The sequence below is a fragment of the Planococcus halocryophilus genome (assembly GCF_001687585.2).
GTDB lineage: Bacteria > Bacillota > Bacilli > Bacillales_A > Planococcaceae > Planococcus > Planococcus halocryophilus.
The window spans coordinates 300,229-314,925 of sequence record NZ_CP016537.2; the positions used below are offsets into that span (position 1 = coordinate 300,229).

General features: G+C 38.2%; 14 protein-coding genes and 1 riboswitch. Of the genes, 11 read left to right on the forward strand and 3 right to left on the reverse strand.

Annotated elements, in window-relative coordinates:
* Nucleotides 1-20 precede the first annotated feature (20 nt).
* The 8 genes from BBI08_RS01615 (at nt 21) to BBI08_RS01650 (ending at nt 8,034) form a co-directional block, all read left to right on the forward strand.
* Nucleotides 21-416: a hotdog fold thioesterase gene (locus tag BBI08_RS01615; RefSeq protein ID WP_008498605.1), complete on the forward strand. Its 396-nt coding sequence runs from the start codon at nt 21-23 to the stop codon at nt 414-416.
* 119 nt (nt 417-535) lie between these two features.
* Entirely contained in the window at nt 536-1,498 is a 963-nt protein-coding gene (locus BBI08_RS01620) for a hypothetical protein (RefSeq protein ID WP_065528424.1), read from the forward strand.
* A gap of 92 nt (nt 1,499-1,590) precedes the next feature.
* Complete coding sequence (locus BBI08_RS01625; protein WP_008498609.1) at nt 1,591-3,255, forward strand: formate--tetrahydrofolate ligase; 1,665 nt, start codon at nt 1,591-1,593, stop codon at nt 3,253-3,255.
* Nucleotides 3,256-3,502: 247 nt separating this feature from the next.
* On the forward strand, nt 3,503-3,724 hold the full coding sequence (locus BBI08_RS01630) for a hypothetical protein (RefSeq protein ID WP_008498610.1): 222 nt from the start codon (nt 3,503-3,505) through the stop codon (nt 3,722-3,724).
* 16 nt (nt 3,725-3,740) lie between these two features.
* Complete coding sequence (locus tag BBI08_RS01635; protein ID WP_008498611.1) at nt 3,741-5,033, forward strand: DUF4139 domain-containing protein; 1,293 nt, start codon at nt 3,741-3,743, stop codon at nt 5,031-5,033.
* A 68-nt stretch (nt 5,034-5,101) separates the two neighbouring features.
* Nucleotides 5,102-5,716 (forward strand): PH domain-containing protein, encoded by a 615-nt coding sequence (locus BBI08_RS01640; RefSeq protein WP_008498612.1) that lies wholly within the window; start codon nt 5,102-5,104, stop codon nt 5,714-5,716.
* Between the two features lie 173 nt (nt 5,717-5,889).
* A riboswitch (purine riboswitch) is annotated at nt 5,890-5,991 on the forward strand.
* 142 nt (nt 5,992-6,133) lie between these two features.
* On the forward strand, nt 6,134-6,721 hold the full coding sequence (locus BBI08_RS01645; RefSeq protein WP_008498613.1) for a xanthine phosphoribosyltransferase: 588 nt from the start codon (nt 6,134-6,136) through the stop codon (nt 6,719-6,721).
* Nucleotides 6,718-8,034 carry a nucleobase:cation symporter-2 family protein gene (locus tag BBI08_RS01650; RefSeq protein ID WP_008498614.1) on the forward strand — a complete coding sequence of 439 codons (1,317 nt, stop codon included), beginning with the start codon at nt 6,718-6,720 and terminating at the stop codon, nt 8,032-8,034. The genes BBI08_RS01645 and BBI08_RS01650 overlap by 4 nt, the downstream gene beginning before the upstream one ends.
* A gap of 41 nt (nt 8,035-8,075) precedes the next feature.
* On the opposite strand, the gene BBI08_RS01655 is transcribed toward BBI08_RS01650, so the two are convergent.
* Nucleotides 8,076-9,071, reverse strand: coding sequence for an alpha/beta hydrolase (locus BBI08_RS01655; RefSeq protein ID WP_083383289.1), 996 nt, complete (start codon nt 9,069-9,071; stop codon nt 8,076-8,078).
* Between the two features lie 284 nt (nt 9,072-9,355).
* On the opposite strand from BBI08_RS01655, the gene BBI08_RS01660 reads away from it, so the two are divergent.
* On the forward strand, nt 9,356-10,093 hold the full coding sequence (locus BBI08_RS01660; protein WP_008498616.1) for a hypothetical protein: 738 nt from the start codon (nt 9,356-9,358) through the stop codon (nt 10,091-10,093).
* A 102-nt stretch (nt 10,094-10,195) separates the two neighbouring features.
* Nucleotides 10,196-11,137 carry a ring-cleaving dioxygenase gene (locus BBI08_RS01665; RefSeq protein WP_065528426.1) on the forward strand — a complete coding sequence of 314 codons (942 nt, stop codon included), beginning with the start codon at nt 10,196-10,198 and terminating at the stop codon, nt 11,135-11,137.
* Between the two features lie 44 nt (nt 11,138-11,181).
* On the opposite strand, the gene BBI08_RS01670 is transcribed toward BBI08_RS01665, so the two are convergent.
* Nucleotides 11,182-12,090 (reverse strand): proline dehydrogenase family protein, encoded by a 909-nt coding sequence (locus tag BBI08_RS01670; protein WP_008498617.1) that lies wholly within the window; start codon nt 12,088-12,090, stop codon nt 11,182-11,184.
* Between the two features lie 293 nt (nt 12,091-12,383).
* Here BBI08_RS01670 and BBI08_RS01675 point away from each other — a divergent pair, with 293 nt between their 5' ends.
* The gene (locus BBI08_RS01675; protein ID WP_008498619.1) at nt 12,384-13,793 is read left to right on the forward strand and encodes a hypothetical protein; all 1,410 of its coding nucleotides are present in this window, start codon (nt 12,384-12,386) and stop codon (nt 13,791-13,793) included.
* A 205-nt stretch (nt 13,794-13,998) separates the two neighbouring features.
* On the opposite strand, the gene BBI08_RS01680 is transcribed toward BBI08_RS01675, so the two are convergent.
* The gene (locus tag BBI08_RS01680; protein ID WP_008498620.1) at nt 13,999-14,559 is read right to left on the reverse strand and encodes a shikimate kinase; all 561 of its coding nucleotides are present in this window, start codon (nt 14,557-14,559) and stop codon (nt 13,999-14,001) included.
* Nucleotides 14,560-14,697: the final 138 nt, after the last annotated feature.

Genomic DNA, 14,697 nt, shown 5'->3' on the forward strand with positions numbered 1-14,697 from the left:
TTGAGAAGGAGAATGTTTTCATGAATATGAAGCCAATGGATGAAACCATTATTGGCCTATTAGGAATCGAACTAGGTGAAATGACTTCGGATATAGCAATGGCTACCATGCCTGTACATGGACCTACGCATCAAGTTTTTGGTCAACTTCATGGAGGTGCATCCGTGGTATTAGCTGAAACAGTTGCCAGTTTTGGCACTTGGAATTTAATCGATCAAGAAAATGAAATGGCAGTAGGTCTCGAAATTAATGCCAATCATCTACGTGGCAAACGAGACGGAATAGTGACGGCTATCGGCACACCCTTGCATAAAGGAAGAACCACTATGGTTTGGGATGTGAAAATTGTTGATGAAGAAGAGAAATTGATTTGTGTGTCGAGGTGTACGGTAGCGATTGTTCAAAAGAAAAAGTAGTGAAGAAAAGAGAATCCCTTGCTCTCCTGAGCAAGGGATTCTCTTTGCCTATAATGAGTTTTTCATTTACAGGCATGTTAGTATAAACAATAAAGAAATGAAAAGTGAGAGTGGTTTATATGTTCAATTCCTTAAACGAATTAATGGAAGCAAAGAGCCTGAAAGACAAACGCTCGATACCTTGGAATCAGATTTGCCAGGAAGAACAATTGTCCGAGAAGTTTATTAACGAAAATGCAGACCAAGTAAATTGGAAATTGATCTCCGGTCATCAGGAACTATCGGAAGGTTTTATTCGGAAATATCGAAATCGCTTGTTTTGGGATGAAATTATTAAAACGCAAAAGCTTTCGGAAAGTTTCATTGAGAAGTATGCCAATAAAAAGAAATGGCAACCAATTGCTATTGAAGAGTTGAGTAAAAAGCAGCAAAAAACCTTTGAAAAAGAAAGCCGGGCATTTGATGCGACATATTATTGGAAGCTTGTTTCAAAAAAACAGCAATTAGCAAATGCAAAAGGGTTGTCACCGATGTTTATCGAAAAGCACCAAAACAAATTAGATTGGGCGGAACTTAGTCGCTACCAGCATTTACCGATGCCATTAATCTATCGTCATGCTCATCAAGTGGACTGGACTTTAGTTACGCGTTATCAAGTGTTATCCGAACGCTTTATCGAAAAGTATAGCAATCGTGTTGAATGGGAAACAATCTCGTTTCACCAGTCTTTGTCTGAGCGCTTTATCAATCGGCATCATGGGAAAATGAGCTTTATCTCAGCGCAAGAAAGACGTTCTGAAGCGTTCCTTTTTACGCATTTTGATAAACTGGATGCCGCATCAATCTTAGAGCATCAGCAGTTGGCTAACGTAAAAAGATATGAGCCAGTTGATGTTTATATACTGACCAAAGGTGATCAAAAAAAATACATTCTGAAATTTCATGGCCGAACTGAGGGATTGGAAGCAATTCGCAAAGTTGATGAAGAAGAATTGTATGATCACTTAGAAGAGAATGGTTTATTGGTGGTAATCGAAGAAGATTTCCCAGAACTAAAGATTATTGGTGATATGCGGTTCTAATGTTCTATTTACATCGCGCTAATAATTGAACGCTGATTTTTAAAAGAAAACAGGTTATACTAAAGAAAAAATTGAAAGTTGGGATTTTATTCATGGCTTTTACGGATTTATCGATTGCAAGCAAAGCAACTATACACCCGATTCTGGAAATTGCAGAACAGGCGGGCATTTCAAAAGAGGCTTTGGAATTATACGGAAACTTTAAAGCGAAAATCAATGTAGATCAATTGCCACCTGTTCAAAAATTAGGGCAAGTAGTATTAGTTACAGCAATTAGTCCAACTCCTGCTGGAGAAGGGAAGTCTACAGTAACTGTAGGATTAGCAGATGCTTTTAAGCAATTGAAAGAATCCGTAGCGGTAGCTCTTCGTGAACCCTCTTTAGGTCCAGTCATGGGTGTGAAAGGCGGTGCGACAGGCGGAGGCTTTGCACAAGTCTTACCAATGGAAGATATCAATTTGCATTTCACAGGAGATATTCACGCCATTACTTCAGCGAATAATGCGCTAGCTGCGTTAATAGACAATCATTTGCACCAAAAGAATGTTTTAAATATTGACCCACGACGTATTACTTGGAAACGAGTATTGGATATCAATGACCGTGCGTTACGCCAAGTGACGATTGGTCTTGGTGGACCTGGACAAGGAATCCCTCGTCAGGACGGCTTTGATATTACGGTGGCCTCGGAAATCATGGCTGTACTATGTTTAGCGACTTCCCTTTCAGACTTGAAAGAACGATTAGCACAAATGGTTATTGGCTACACGTATGACAGAGAGCCAGTTACAGTCAGAGACCTTGAAGCAGAAGGAGCTTTAACTTTATTGTTAAAAGAAGCCTTTAAACCAAATTTAGTTCAAACGATTGAAGGGACACCTGCTATTATCCACGGAGGTCCGTTTGCGAATATCGCTCACGGCTGTAACTCGCTAATTGCGACAAACACAGCGAGACGTATAGCTGATATCGTTGTAACTGAAGCTGGCTTCGGTGCTGATTTGGGTGCAGAGAAATTTATGCACATCAAGTCGAGAAAAGGTGAATTCAATCCAGATGCTGTTGTTATCGTAGCCACTGTTCGAGCTCTTAAAATGCACGGTGGGGTAAAAAAAGATCAATTAACAGAAGCGAATGCAGATGCTGTAAAACGTGGAATGGTCAATTTGGCTAAACATGTAGATACTATTCAACAATTTGGCATTGAGCCTGTTGTGGCATTAAATCGCTTTGCTGGTGATAGTGAAGAAGAGTTAGCAACAGTACTAGATTGGGCAAAACAACAAGGAGTTGAGATTGCTTTAACGGAAGTTTGGGAAAAAGGCGGCCAAGGTGGAATAGCTTTAGCTAAACTTGTGAAAAAAGAATTGCAACGCCCAACAAATTTCCGATTTCTTTATAAAGAAGAGGATTCGATTGAAGAAAAACTTCGTACAATCGTTCAAAAAGTGTATGGGGGAGCAGATATCCAATTGTCTGACCTTGCACAAAAACAGCTTGTCGAATTGAAAAAATTCGGTTGGGATTCATTGCCGATCTGTATGGCCAAAACACAGTATTCGTTATCAGATCAGCCTAAATTATTGGGCCGTCCTGAAGGATTTACCATTACCATTCGAGAGATTATGCCGAAATTAGGCGCAGGATTTTTGGTGTGCTTGACGGGTGATATTATGACCATGCCTGGTCTTCCTAAAAATCCTGCTGCTCTGAATATGGATGTCACTGCAGATGGAAAAGCAATTGGCCTATTTTAAGTAAACAAAAGGCTTGGATTTAACAATAAGTCAGCGTATAAGAGGTGTTGGAATGAAATCATTCCAATACCTCTTTGTTTTTCTACTAATTAACTTGTATTTTGTTCCCGCGTGCTTCAAATCATACAAAATTTAATGTAAGTGAATAATCAGTAAAATAAGACGCGATCTGAAAATGGGTGGTAGAATATAGAAAATCAAGGTGAACAAGATAGATAGTTTAGCTAAAGTTACAGGAGGAACAAAGATGACTTGCCAAATTACAGTTACGGATTTTGTAGAACAAAATACAGCGATTTATATGCAAGTAGAAGTTTATGACCCGCAAACAAATCAACGGTATCAAGAAGAATTACGGTTTCTAGGTGATTTATTATACGGTGATTTAGTGCATACAAAAAAATCTCCTTTAACGGAACAATGTCGACTGGAGACAATTGCTTATTTGAAATCTTATTTTGATCGATAAATAAGGAGGGATTTGGATGGAATTCCAATCAACACACGAACATCTACTATCTCAAAGCATAACCATTTATAATGATGGATTTGGGTTGGTCAAAGAAATGAGAGAAGTCCCAGCAAACAAAGAAGTGACAGAAATCCGGTTTATGAACGTCTCTCCTAAAATTGAAGTAGATTCTATTTTGATAGAAGGACTTCACATCGTGGAACAAAGCTATACCTCTGACTTGGTCAGTAAAGAAACATTATTGGAAAAGTATATTGATGAGATCATAACTATAAAAAATGAAAAGTTGAATAAGGCATGGGAAGTTCGTTTGCTGAGTGTTTCGGATCATATTATTGCTGAGCGGATGGATACAGGAGAGATACTCATTGATCCAGTTGGGCAGTTGATTTTCCCTGGGTTGCCAAAAGAGTTACTGACAAAACCAGCATTAGTTTGCAAAGTCATGGCTATCGAATCCGCTTCTAAAGTAGACATTTCCTATTTGACAGAAGGAGTAGAATGGCGAGCAAATTATGTTGCGAAAATTAGCGGCTCTACGTTAAACTTTATCGGTTGGTTTCAAATTTCCAATAATAGCGGCATGATTTTTTCCGAAAGTCAGCTCCAGTTAGCTGCTGGTAAAGTGAATCGGTATAAGAATAACTTGCCATTAGTTACGCAGTCCAGCTTGTTTTCTGCAGCAGAGGAACCAAAGTTTGGCATCAAAGAGCATAGTTTAGCTGATTCCTATGTATATAGCATGGGTCGCCCAGTGACCATTTTAAACAAACAGACTAAACAAATAAGTTTCTTAAATATACAAGAAGTTGCTTTTCGAAGATTGTATAAAATAGATGCGCACAGTGAACAAGCGAAAGTTGTGGTTGAATTCGATAACATTGCGGCTAACAAGCTAGGAATGCCATTGCCTCAAGGAGTTTTAAAAGTATATCACCAAGACGACAATGGAGAAATGGAATTTATCGGTGAAGATGCTGTCAAAAATACGGCGGTACAGCAAAAAGTATCTTTAACGGTAGGTCGAGCTTTTGATATTGTCAGTGAAAGCTGGGAAAAGAAGCGGGATAGAAGCGGTCACTTTGACTATATTACGTATATTTACAAAGTGCATAACCAAAAATCGGCGCACGTTCGAGTGGATGTAAAACACGAAGTTTTCGAACAAATGTGGGAGATGGAATCATCTAGTCATGATTACGAGTTAAAACAATCAAATGAATTAGAGTTTTGTGTACACATGTCTCCAGGGAAAAAAGTGGAAGTAGAGTTTACTTATAAAGTAAATAGAAGAACTGAAGAATAGCTTAAAAAAATTTTGATAAAATAAAATGGGAGAAGTAAGTATTTTAATAGTAAAGGAGAAGAAGAGACATGTTCAAAAAAATGGCTTCAGAAGCATTAGGATTATCAGATATTGGGAAAATAATCGATCCACAAGACTTTGATAAAACGGATTCAGATGATTACGTTATGCATGAAGATGGGGAGAAAATCTATTTTTTGATTAAGACAAAAGCGGACGAATATTGCTTTACTAATCTTGCGATCATCCATGTAGATGGAGATAGCGCAATGTCATCTAAACGGATCTTAAAGCGTTACCCTTATTCGCAGCATACCATTTCAAGTGTCGTGCTTGAAACTGCAGGGAAAATCGATTTAGATGTAGAGTTAGCCTTTGTTGTAGGAGCCGTTCATTTTAAAATCGATGTTCAAAAACAGCAAGCAAGTCGCTTAACGAATTTGTATAAGTCTTTGTTACGAGTTGCTGAAATTATGCATGAAAATGCCATTATTACGAACATGGCAAATGACAGTTTAAATAAGGCGGTCAGCGTTTTGCAGAATTCTAGAACGAGTGATGTAACATTAGATGATCAATATTCAAAACTGACTGATTTTGGCTTTACTTGGATGACTTCCGTCCGCAATCAATACCACGTAAAAGATTTTGGAGATGTATTTGAAAAATATATTAACAATTGAATGGTTTATTTTAAAATGAAAAATCATTTTAAAAAGGTGTATGCTTACTTAGACTTAGCAGCACCTTTTTTATTATTTTAATGTAATAACAAGTCAGTTTTATATCTGAATAAAATGAATATTTTTTAAAAAAGGCACGCGGTTGAAAAGCAAAAAGAGCATGCTATAATTAGATCATTCAAATACGATTTACTCATATAATAGCGGGAATATGGCCCGCAAGTTTCTACCGGTTTGCCGTAAACAAACTGACTATGAGAAGCAACGAAACAGGAGAATGGCGCTTTTAAGCGATAATTCTTTTGTTTCCTTTCGAATTCAAGCTCGAAGGACATTGCTCCACTCATGGTATGGATGGATGCACGTTCTGAGGGCTTTTTTCATTTCTTCAGTCGTGACAGAAAAGGAGCTGACAGTATGAAAAAGTTACAGGACAAAATTTTATCGGACGGCAAAGTCTTGTCGGAATCGGTATTAAAAGTAGATTCATTTTTAAATCACCAAATTGATCCACCCTTGATGCAAGCGATTGGAGAAGAATTTGCCTTGCGCTTTAAAAACGAAGGCATCACAAAAATCTTAACGATAGAATCTTCAGGGATTGCGCCGGCAATGATGACGGGACTCGTTTTAGGTGTTCCGGCGGTATTCGCAAGAAAACGCAAATCACTAACATTGATCGACCATATGTACACAGCGAGCGTGCATTCATTCACAAAAAATGAAACCAATGATATTTCTGTGTCGAAAGATTTTATTAACAAAGATGATGTCGTATTAATCTTGGACGATTTTCTTGCAAATGGCCAAGCTGCTCTAGGTTTGTTGGATATTGTGGAACAAGCAGGTGCCAAATTAGCGGGAATCGGCATCGTGATCGAAAAAGGATTTCAACCAGGTGGTGCCTTGCTTCGCGATAAAGGTATTCGTGTAGAGACTTTGGCGCATATTGCGTCTTTAGAAAATGGTCAAGTTACTTTTTTAGGGGAAGGTGACGCTCAATGAAAAAAATGTTGGGTGAAACAGCCTTAGGTTTTCAGCACGTATTAGCGATGTATGCAGGAGCGGTATTGGTGCCATTAATCGTTGGGGAGGCACTTGGACTGACGCCAGAACAATTAACGTATTTGGTCGCAATTGATATTTTACTTTGTGGAGTGGCAACCATTCTACAAATTGTCAGCAATCGTTTCTTTGGTATCGGACTTCCAGTGGTACTCGGTTGTACATTTACTGCAGTTGGACCAATGATTGCTATAGGCGGACAGTATGGCATATCTGCTATATACGGGGCTATTCTTGTTTCAGGTTTGTTTGTGGTATTAATTAGTGGGTTTTTTGGAAGTCTTGTACGGTTTTTCCCGCCGGTTGTTACGGGAACAGTCGTTACTATTATCGGAATCACGCTGATTCCTGTTGCGATTAATAATATGGGGGGCGGGCAAGGAGCTAGTGATTTTGGTTCGCTCAGCAATATTGGTTTGGCTTTCGGAACACTTTTGTTTATCGTAGTTCTTTTTAGATTCTCTAGCGGTTTTATGAGAGCTATTGCTATTTTATTAGGGTTAGTTGTTGGAACAGTAGCAGCAACTTTTCTAGGGAAAGTTGATTTTTCTCCAATTGCAGATGCTTCTTACTTCCATATGGTCGAGCCGTTTTACTTCGGAATGCCAACATTTGAACTGCCTGCCATATTAACGATGATTTTAGTCGCAATGGTGTCATTGGTTGAATCTACTGGTGTTTACTTTGCGCTCGGAGACATTACGAAAAAGAAAATCACCGAAAAAGATTTAGCCAAAGGATATCGTGCAGAAGGGTTGGCCATTTTACTTGGCGGTATTTTTAACTCTTTTCCGTACACGGCCTTTTCACAAAACGTCGGCCTAATTCAAATGTCTGGCGTAAAGTCACGAAAAATCATTTTCATTACAGGAATTATGTTGATCACGCTTGGATTTGTGCCTAAAATTGCTGCTGTGACAACTATTATTCCCCCTTCAGTTCTTGGGGGAGCGATGATTGCGATGTTTGGTATGGTCATTGCACAAGGCATTAAAATGTTGAGTGCGGTCATTACTGATTCACAAGACAATTCGATGATTATTGCCTGCTCTGTTGGAATTGGACTTGGCGTTACAGTAGTTCCTGATTTATTTCTTCAATTGCCATCGAGTGTTCAAATTTTGACAAGCAACGGAATTGTTGCCGGCAGTGTTACCGCTATTGCCTTAAATATCTTATTCAATATGGTGCCTTTTAGAAGACGTCAATCTGCTGCGGCAGTTGTAAAAGAAAGTGCCATAAACCAAGGTTAACGTAAAATGAGCAAGCCAAGTATACGCGGCTTGCTCATTTTTTATTTGCTATAAACAGCAAGAAAGTCGAGTGTTTTTTTGAGTGTTTCTCTTGCATCATCTGTATATAAATCGTATTGATATTCATGTTTCAAGTTTTTCTGAGTGCCTTTAAAGAATACAGAAGCGACTTGAACGTCGTAAGCCTGTAAAACATCAACCAGTTCAATAGATTGGGAAACAAAAGGATCCGCATCACCAGCGGTTATGAAAACAGGTGGGAAGTCAGAGCTAATGTGTTGAACTGTAGAAAGCTCATCGATTTTCGCAAACGACTCAAAAGGTTCTGCGCCCGTATAGGCTGTTAAGAAAAAATCGATATTTGGAAATGCTGTAGTTCTTAGTGTATCCATGTTGTATATACCGCATAACAACAATGCTCCTTGAAGTTGATTGCTAGATATGGCAGGTTGAATAGCCATGTTGTTAGCAAGTTCCACATTTGATATAAGAGCCGCAATTTGGCTGGAAATTTGGGCACCTGCTGAATCTCCACCGATGAACACTCGCTCCATATCACCTCCGTATTGACTCGCGTGAATTTTCATATAAGCAAGAGCCTCATTTGCCTGCACTACGGGACCTGGATAAAGAGCTGTTGGAGCTAACGAATAATCAATATTCGCTACGACGTAACCCGCATTTGCAAGTGACATTGCATAATCTTGTCGACTTTCTTTAGAGCCTCCTACATACCCGCCCCCATGTATCCATAAGATAACAGGCATTGAATCAACTGCTTCTTTAGGATAATAAATATCCAAGAGGCTATTTGGAGAATCATGGTAAGACAAGTTCTTCACGACTGTGACTCGCTTCGTAATTTCATGAAAATTGGGAGGTGCGCTAAAAGCAGCAGAACCTGAAACATGAATAGATGCCGAAACGTCAGGAGGAGCGGTAGTTTCTTCAAAAATAACCATCACAAAGACTAAAGCGATAAAGAGCGTGGCAAGCGTCCATTTTTTTTGAGTTCCACGTTTACGGTTTGCACTCACACTATCCATCCTTTAAATTAAATTTTCACTCGTTGAAGTATGTTGAATCCTTAATCATTCGGGTATAGGTTAGATTATGGAGCTATGGAGCTATGGAGCTAATTACTTCGTCGGTTCTGAATTATCTATCTATATACTTGCTATGCTAACACGAAAACCGCCAATGACCAACGGATTAAATTCGCTGAATTGAAATATATTTGTAATACTGAACGAGCAAGATTGCAACACAAAGGGGGTAAGTTAAGAGGTAATATTTTTGCACTTTTGAAAGGAGTGAGCAAATGTTTGGGATACCCGATTTAATAGCATTAGTAATATCTGCATTCATTATTTTACCGGTAGTGGTCTTTCTGAGACAATCGGGTTATTTGTTGATGAGCTTGATTTTAGGTGTGAAAAACCCGAGATTAACCGTCGGATCAGGTACAAGAATTATCAAAATCGGCTTGTTTGATATACGGAAGTATTACCATTTATATAGCTGGTTTTCATACGATTCGCTAAAACGGCAAGGAAAGATTGCTTACATCGCACTTTACGCAAGCCCGATTTTATTAAATACAGTGGTGGCTATTACGTTAAACGCCATGGTGGCCAACGGCATGTTTGAAGAACGCGCAACTTTTTTCAATCGGTTTGTTTTTTATGCATTTTACTTTGTCTTATTTGATGTTATTCCCATGAAGACCGCTAACGGAATGCCGAATAACGGATTGATTATTTATGAAATGCTTCGTTATGGCAAAAGAACGGATTTTAACGACGAACCTTTCCTTCCTTCGACTTCTGAAGTTGAAGAACAATATCACGAGGATGTGGAAAAAATAGAAGAACTTAAAGAGCATCAAAAAGATCAGATAGAGGAAGAACAAGAGAATTCAAATATCTCTAAAACAGAAGAACGGGAGATAAAAGAAGAAATTGAAAAGGACAAACAGGACAATAAAGAAGACTTGGAAGAAATTAAAAAGCAACGGAAAGAACAGTTGGAAGAATATGAAGACAACAAGCCTGACTGAAGTTTTAGTGTCCAGATGAGGAATTGGAATCAATATTTTTAATTCAAGATAATACAATGGTAAGATACCCATAGAGTTTTAATGACAAAGGAGTGCTGTACAATGCCGAAGAAGTCGATGGGAATCCACCATATTACTGCAATTGTGGGAGATCCACAGGAGAATGTTGATTTTTATGCAGGTGTATTGGGTTTGCACCTAGTAAAGAAAACCGTTAATTTTGATGATCCAGAAACGTACCACTTGTATTTTGGTGACGAAACAGCAAAACCAGGGACTATTATTACGTTTTTTCCTTGGGGAAATGCATACAAAGGGAAAATTGGTGATGGTCAAGTTGGCGTCACTACTTATGCGGTTCCCGTTGGTGCTTTAGCATTCTGGGAAGAGAGACTGGAAAAATTCAACGTACCTTTTTCAAAAGAAACACGTTTTAAAGAACAGTATTTAGCATTTGATGACCCACATGGACTCCATTTGGAATTAGTTGAAAGACAAGAGGGAGAGTCAAATAGTTGGGAAACTCAAGGAGTAACAAAAAATGTGGCGATTAAAGGATTTGGTGGCGCAACATTGTACACAGCTAACGCAGAAAAAACGGCTGAGTTATTAGAAACGGTTATGGGTCTAGAAAGAGTTGAGGAAGAAGATGACTTATTGCGTTTCCGGGCAGCGAGTGAAATTGGAAATATGATTGATGTGAAATTATCTCCTGTTGGTGTAGGACAGATGGGAGTTGGAACGGTTCACCACATCGCTTGGCGTGCACAAGACGATGCCGACCAAATGGATTGGAAAGAACGAATAGAAACATACGGATTAGGTGTGACACCGGTTCAAGATCGCCAGTATTTTAACGCGATTTATTTCCGTGAATATGGAGACATCTTATTTGAGATTGCGACAGACCCACCAGGATTTGCGATAGATGAATCACCGGATTCGTTAGGGGAAAACTTGATGCTACCGGAACAGTATGTACAGCATCGAAAAAATATTCAACGTCTATTACCGCCTATTCAAGTACGGAATTTGGATGAATAAAAAAGAAGCATCTCTGAGTTTGTCTCAGAGGTGCTTCTTTATGGTTATTTCGAAATCATGCTTCTTAACATCAAATTGATGTTTTGAGGTCTTTCAGCGAGTCTTCTCATATAGTATGCATACCAGTCCTGTCCAAAAGGAACATAGGTTGTAAAAGCATAACCTTCTTTGGCTAAGTCTTTTTGCATTTCAGAACGAAAACCATATAACATCTGAAATTCAAAGCGATTCAGAGGAATGTTTTCTTCTTTTACGAATGCTTTTACTTTTTCAATAATATGGTGATCATGTGTGGCAATCGAAGTAAATCCAGGAGATTGAAGATGAATCTTAATGAGCTTTAAATAATTTTCATCGACTTCGTGCTTTTCCTGGAACGAAACTTCTGAACTTTCTTTATAAGCACCTTTTACTAGGCGAAGTCGAACGTCTTTTAAGGTTTCCAAATCTTTTTCAGATCGATACAAATAGGCTTGGATAACTGTACCCACATTCTCATACTCTGCACGTAAGGCTTCAAGTATATCGAGTGTTTGTTGTAAGTGATCATAATCTTCCATATCTAAGTTAATGAAGATGTCATAGCGGGAAGCTTCTGCTAGGATTTCCTGAATGTTTTTTAAGCAAAAATCAAAATCCACATCCAACCCAATCTGAGTCAGTTTCACAGACATATGCGCATTTACTCCGTAAATTTGTATGGATTCAAGTGTCTTGATTATAGCCTCTTTGGCTTTTGTTGCTTCTTCTTTTGTGTGAACAAATTCACCAAGACTATCGATTGTTGCACTAATACCATTGGCATTCAGTTCCTTTACTGACTGCATCATGCTGGCGATGTCAGTTCCGGCGACGACTTTTCCGGCCCCTAATTTCAGTCCCCATTTTTTGGCTGCACTATTTAGTGGTTGGTTTTTGGACAATGCAATAAAGAAATTTTTTGTTACACCCACTTTTAATTCCCCCTATACTGTTAAAGCGCTTTGCATTCAGATAAGCTTTCATACAGGAATGTCCTGTTTAATAAGATCGTCTATATTCCAAGGGAGTTCATGTATAATCCTTTGTTATCTCAGAGCATATCACATATTTACTGAAAACTAAAAATATGAGGAAATATAGGGTTTTACAAAAGCCCTGTGTTTATCAATTTAAGGTTACTTGGAAAATATGAAATTAGAAAATATAAGGATGCAAAAAAGTGTAGAATAGAACAAGCGATTGAAGATAAATGGAGGAGGATAAAATGAATCGAAAAGCTGCCACAAGCTTTATATTCTCAGTTACAGGATATGGTTTGGTGCATTTTATCACCTATTTTTATGAAAGTGCATTATTAACTTTAATGCTTTCAGTGTTGGGTGTGGTGCTCCTGATTTTCACTGCCATCCTACTGCCTTTTAAGAAGGTTCAATTACAAATGTGGTTAGTGATTATGGCTATAGCTGTGTTATTTTTCACGAGCGACTCGTTTGGCGGGGACTTAGTCAAAGGGTTGCAACAAATGAGAAATTTGGTTGGTCTGTTATTAGTTGTGCCAATGATTAGCTGGGTTTTAAAAGAAGAGCCTTATATAGAAGAAATTATGAGTTACGCTCATAACTTTTTAAATCAAAGCCAGAAATTTTATTTTGGTCTTATGGCAATGACGCAAGTGATTTCTCATTTCCTACTATTTGGCGTTGTGCCGATGATGTATCATTTTATCGATACTTTTTTAAAGGATCATAAAGGAGAAGCGTGGGAAAACTTTAAAGGAACTGCAATTCTCCGTGGTTTTGGACTTTCTACATTATGGGTAATTAGTATTCCGAGCTTCATTTTTGCGGTAGAGGCGTTGGATGCGACACTTTGGAAGTCCATGGTGCTGGGATTTGTCTTTGCGTTAGCGGGCACCGTTTTATCGGTAATCTTTTCTTATTATCAAGAAAAGAAATACGGAGTAGACTTTTCAGGTATTTTAGGAGATGAAATTGAAAAGGCTATGAAAAATTCTCGGAATCAGGGAAAGTGGAATAAAGATGTAGCGGAATTTGTCTTTCTGTTTATTTCTTTGTTCGGAACCATTTTCTTTATTCACGAAATTACAGGGCTCGAGTTTTTGCTAACCATCCCGTTAGTCATACTCATATGGACCTTTCTTTATTTTCTTATTAAAAGAAGAATGCCGAGTTTTGTTAGGGAAAGCCAGTATTATTTTTCAAAAGGAATCGCAAAACAAGCTCAACAATACAGTATTTTAGTTGCTGCAGGCTTACTGATTTATATTTTAAATCAGTCGAATGTTGGGGAGTATGTTATCAATGGCATGAACTTTTTGACTGGGATAATTCCTCTGCTAAATATATTGTTTCTATTACCGTTTATTGTGATTTTACTTGGTTTTATCGGGTTAGGTCCGTTACCAGTCATCGTATTAGTAACAGGGATACTAGAAGCTATCCCGTTTCCATACCCGCCGGAATTGGTCGTGTTAGCAGTTACGTCTGGAAGTGTGATTTCCATTATTTTATCGCCTTTTGTCATGCCGGTGATTATATTAAGTAGTGTCAACGGATTAAGTGGTGTTCGCAACGGTCTCCAGTTCAATTTAAAGTTCGCTATTGCTTTTTATGTGATGGTCCAATTATTTATTCAAACCGTCATTCATTTATAGTGAAATTTAAAATGCACGTAAAAGTCTTTCCAAGCTTTTACGTGCATTTTAAAAGTTCAAAAGAAGAGACATTGAAAGCCTGTTACCCATGGCGTATAATTCGAAATAACTGAATATTAAAAATGTCGAGCGTGTATAATGGGTAAAAGTAAAGGTGAAGTCCTAAAACGATAAAAACCGCCACTTAAACGTGGCGGTTTCCTTTTTATTTTGGTTGAGGCGCATGAATCTCCCAAGATAATTTCAGCGCATCTGCCAAATAATCTGCAGCTTCTTCAGCTTTAAAGTTATCGATTTGAAATTTAGAATGATTTAGTGAGTAACTATTTTGTCGTTCGAGAAATAGCGATTTGATATCTTCAAGAGATCGTCCTTTTAAAAGAGGGCGGTTATCAGTAAGGATGTGGATGCGGTCTTTCCAAGATTCCCATGAAATATCGAGAAATAGGACAATGCAATTGTTCATGCAAATATCTTGAATTTCCTTTTGTAAAAAGGCACCGCCACCAACAGATATAATGTTGAGAGGTTGTTGGCTGTATTTCTCAATCAGTTCCTTTTCTTTAGCACGAAAAACCTGTTCGCCATAGTGCTCGAATATTTGTGGAATTGGCATAGCAAACTCTTTCTCGATTTCAGCATCGATATCTACAAAATTGCGATAAAGTTTTTGGGCTAGTAACTTTCCGACAGTAGTTTTTCCAACACCCATAAAACCGATACACACAATACTTTTTTCGCGGATAGATAAACCGAAGTTTCTCATGGACAACCTTCTTTCTCTTTGGAGTGATTAGTCGGGTTCATAGCCTACTTTACCTTATCTGTATTAAAAATTCATCGGGTTAGTTGAATATATAAGTTTTATCGCTAAAGTCGTATTCAAATGTATTTAAAAGAATGG

What these genes read in the sequence shown, in the direction of transcription:
- BBI08_RS01615 (WP_008498605.1), top strand. Translation starts at nt 21, where the DNA reads ATGAATATGAAGCCAATGGATGAAACCATTATTGGCCTATTAGGAATC.
- BBI08_RS01620 (WP_065528424.1), top strand. Translation starts at nt 536, where the DNA reads ATGTTCAATTCCTTAAACGAATTAATGGAAGCAAAGAGCCTGAAAGAC.
- BBI08_RS01625 (WP_008498609.1), top strand. Translation starts at nt 1,591, where the DNA reads ATGGCTTTTACGGATTTATCGATTGCAAGCAAAGCAACTATACACCCG.
- BBI08_RS01630 (WP_008498610.1), top strand. Translation starts at nt 3,503, where the DNA reads ATGACTTGCCAAATTACAGTTACGGATTTTGTAGAACAAAATACAGCG.
- BBI08_RS01635 (WP_008498611.1), top strand. Translation starts at nt 3,741, where the DNA reads ATGGAATTCCAATCAACACACGAACATCTACTATCTCAAAGCATAACC.
- BBI08_RS01640 (WP_008498612.1), top strand. Translation starts at nt 5,102, where the DNA reads ATGTTCAAAAAAATGGCTTCAGAAGCATTAGGATTATCAGATATTGGG.
- BBI08_RS01645 (WP_008498613.1), top strand. Translation starts at nt 6,134, where the DNA reads ATGAAAAAGTTACAGGACAAAATTTTATCGGACGGCAAAGTCTTGTCG.
- BBI08_RS01650 (WP_008498614.1), top strand. Translation starts at nt 6,718, where the DNA reads ATGAAAAAAATGTTGGGTGAAACAGCCTTAGGTTTTCAGCACGTATTA.
- BBI08_RS01660 (WP_008498616.1), top strand. Translation starts at nt 9,356, where the DNA reads ATGTTTGGGATACCCGATTTAATAGCATTAGTAATATCTGCATTCATT.
- BBI08_RS01665 (WP_065528426.1), top strand. Translation starts at nt 10,196, where the DNA reads ATGCCGAAGAAGTCGATGGGAATCCACCATATTACTGCAATTGTGGGA.
- BBI08_RS01675 (WP_008498619.1), top strand. Translation starts at nt 12,384, where the DNA reads ATGAATCGAAAAGCTGCCACAAGCTTTATATTCTCAGTTACAGGATAT.
- BBI08_RS01680 (WP_008498620.1), bottom strand. Translation starts at nt 14,559, where the DNA reads ATGAGAAACTTCGGTTTATCTATCCGCGAAAAAAGTATTGTGTGTATC.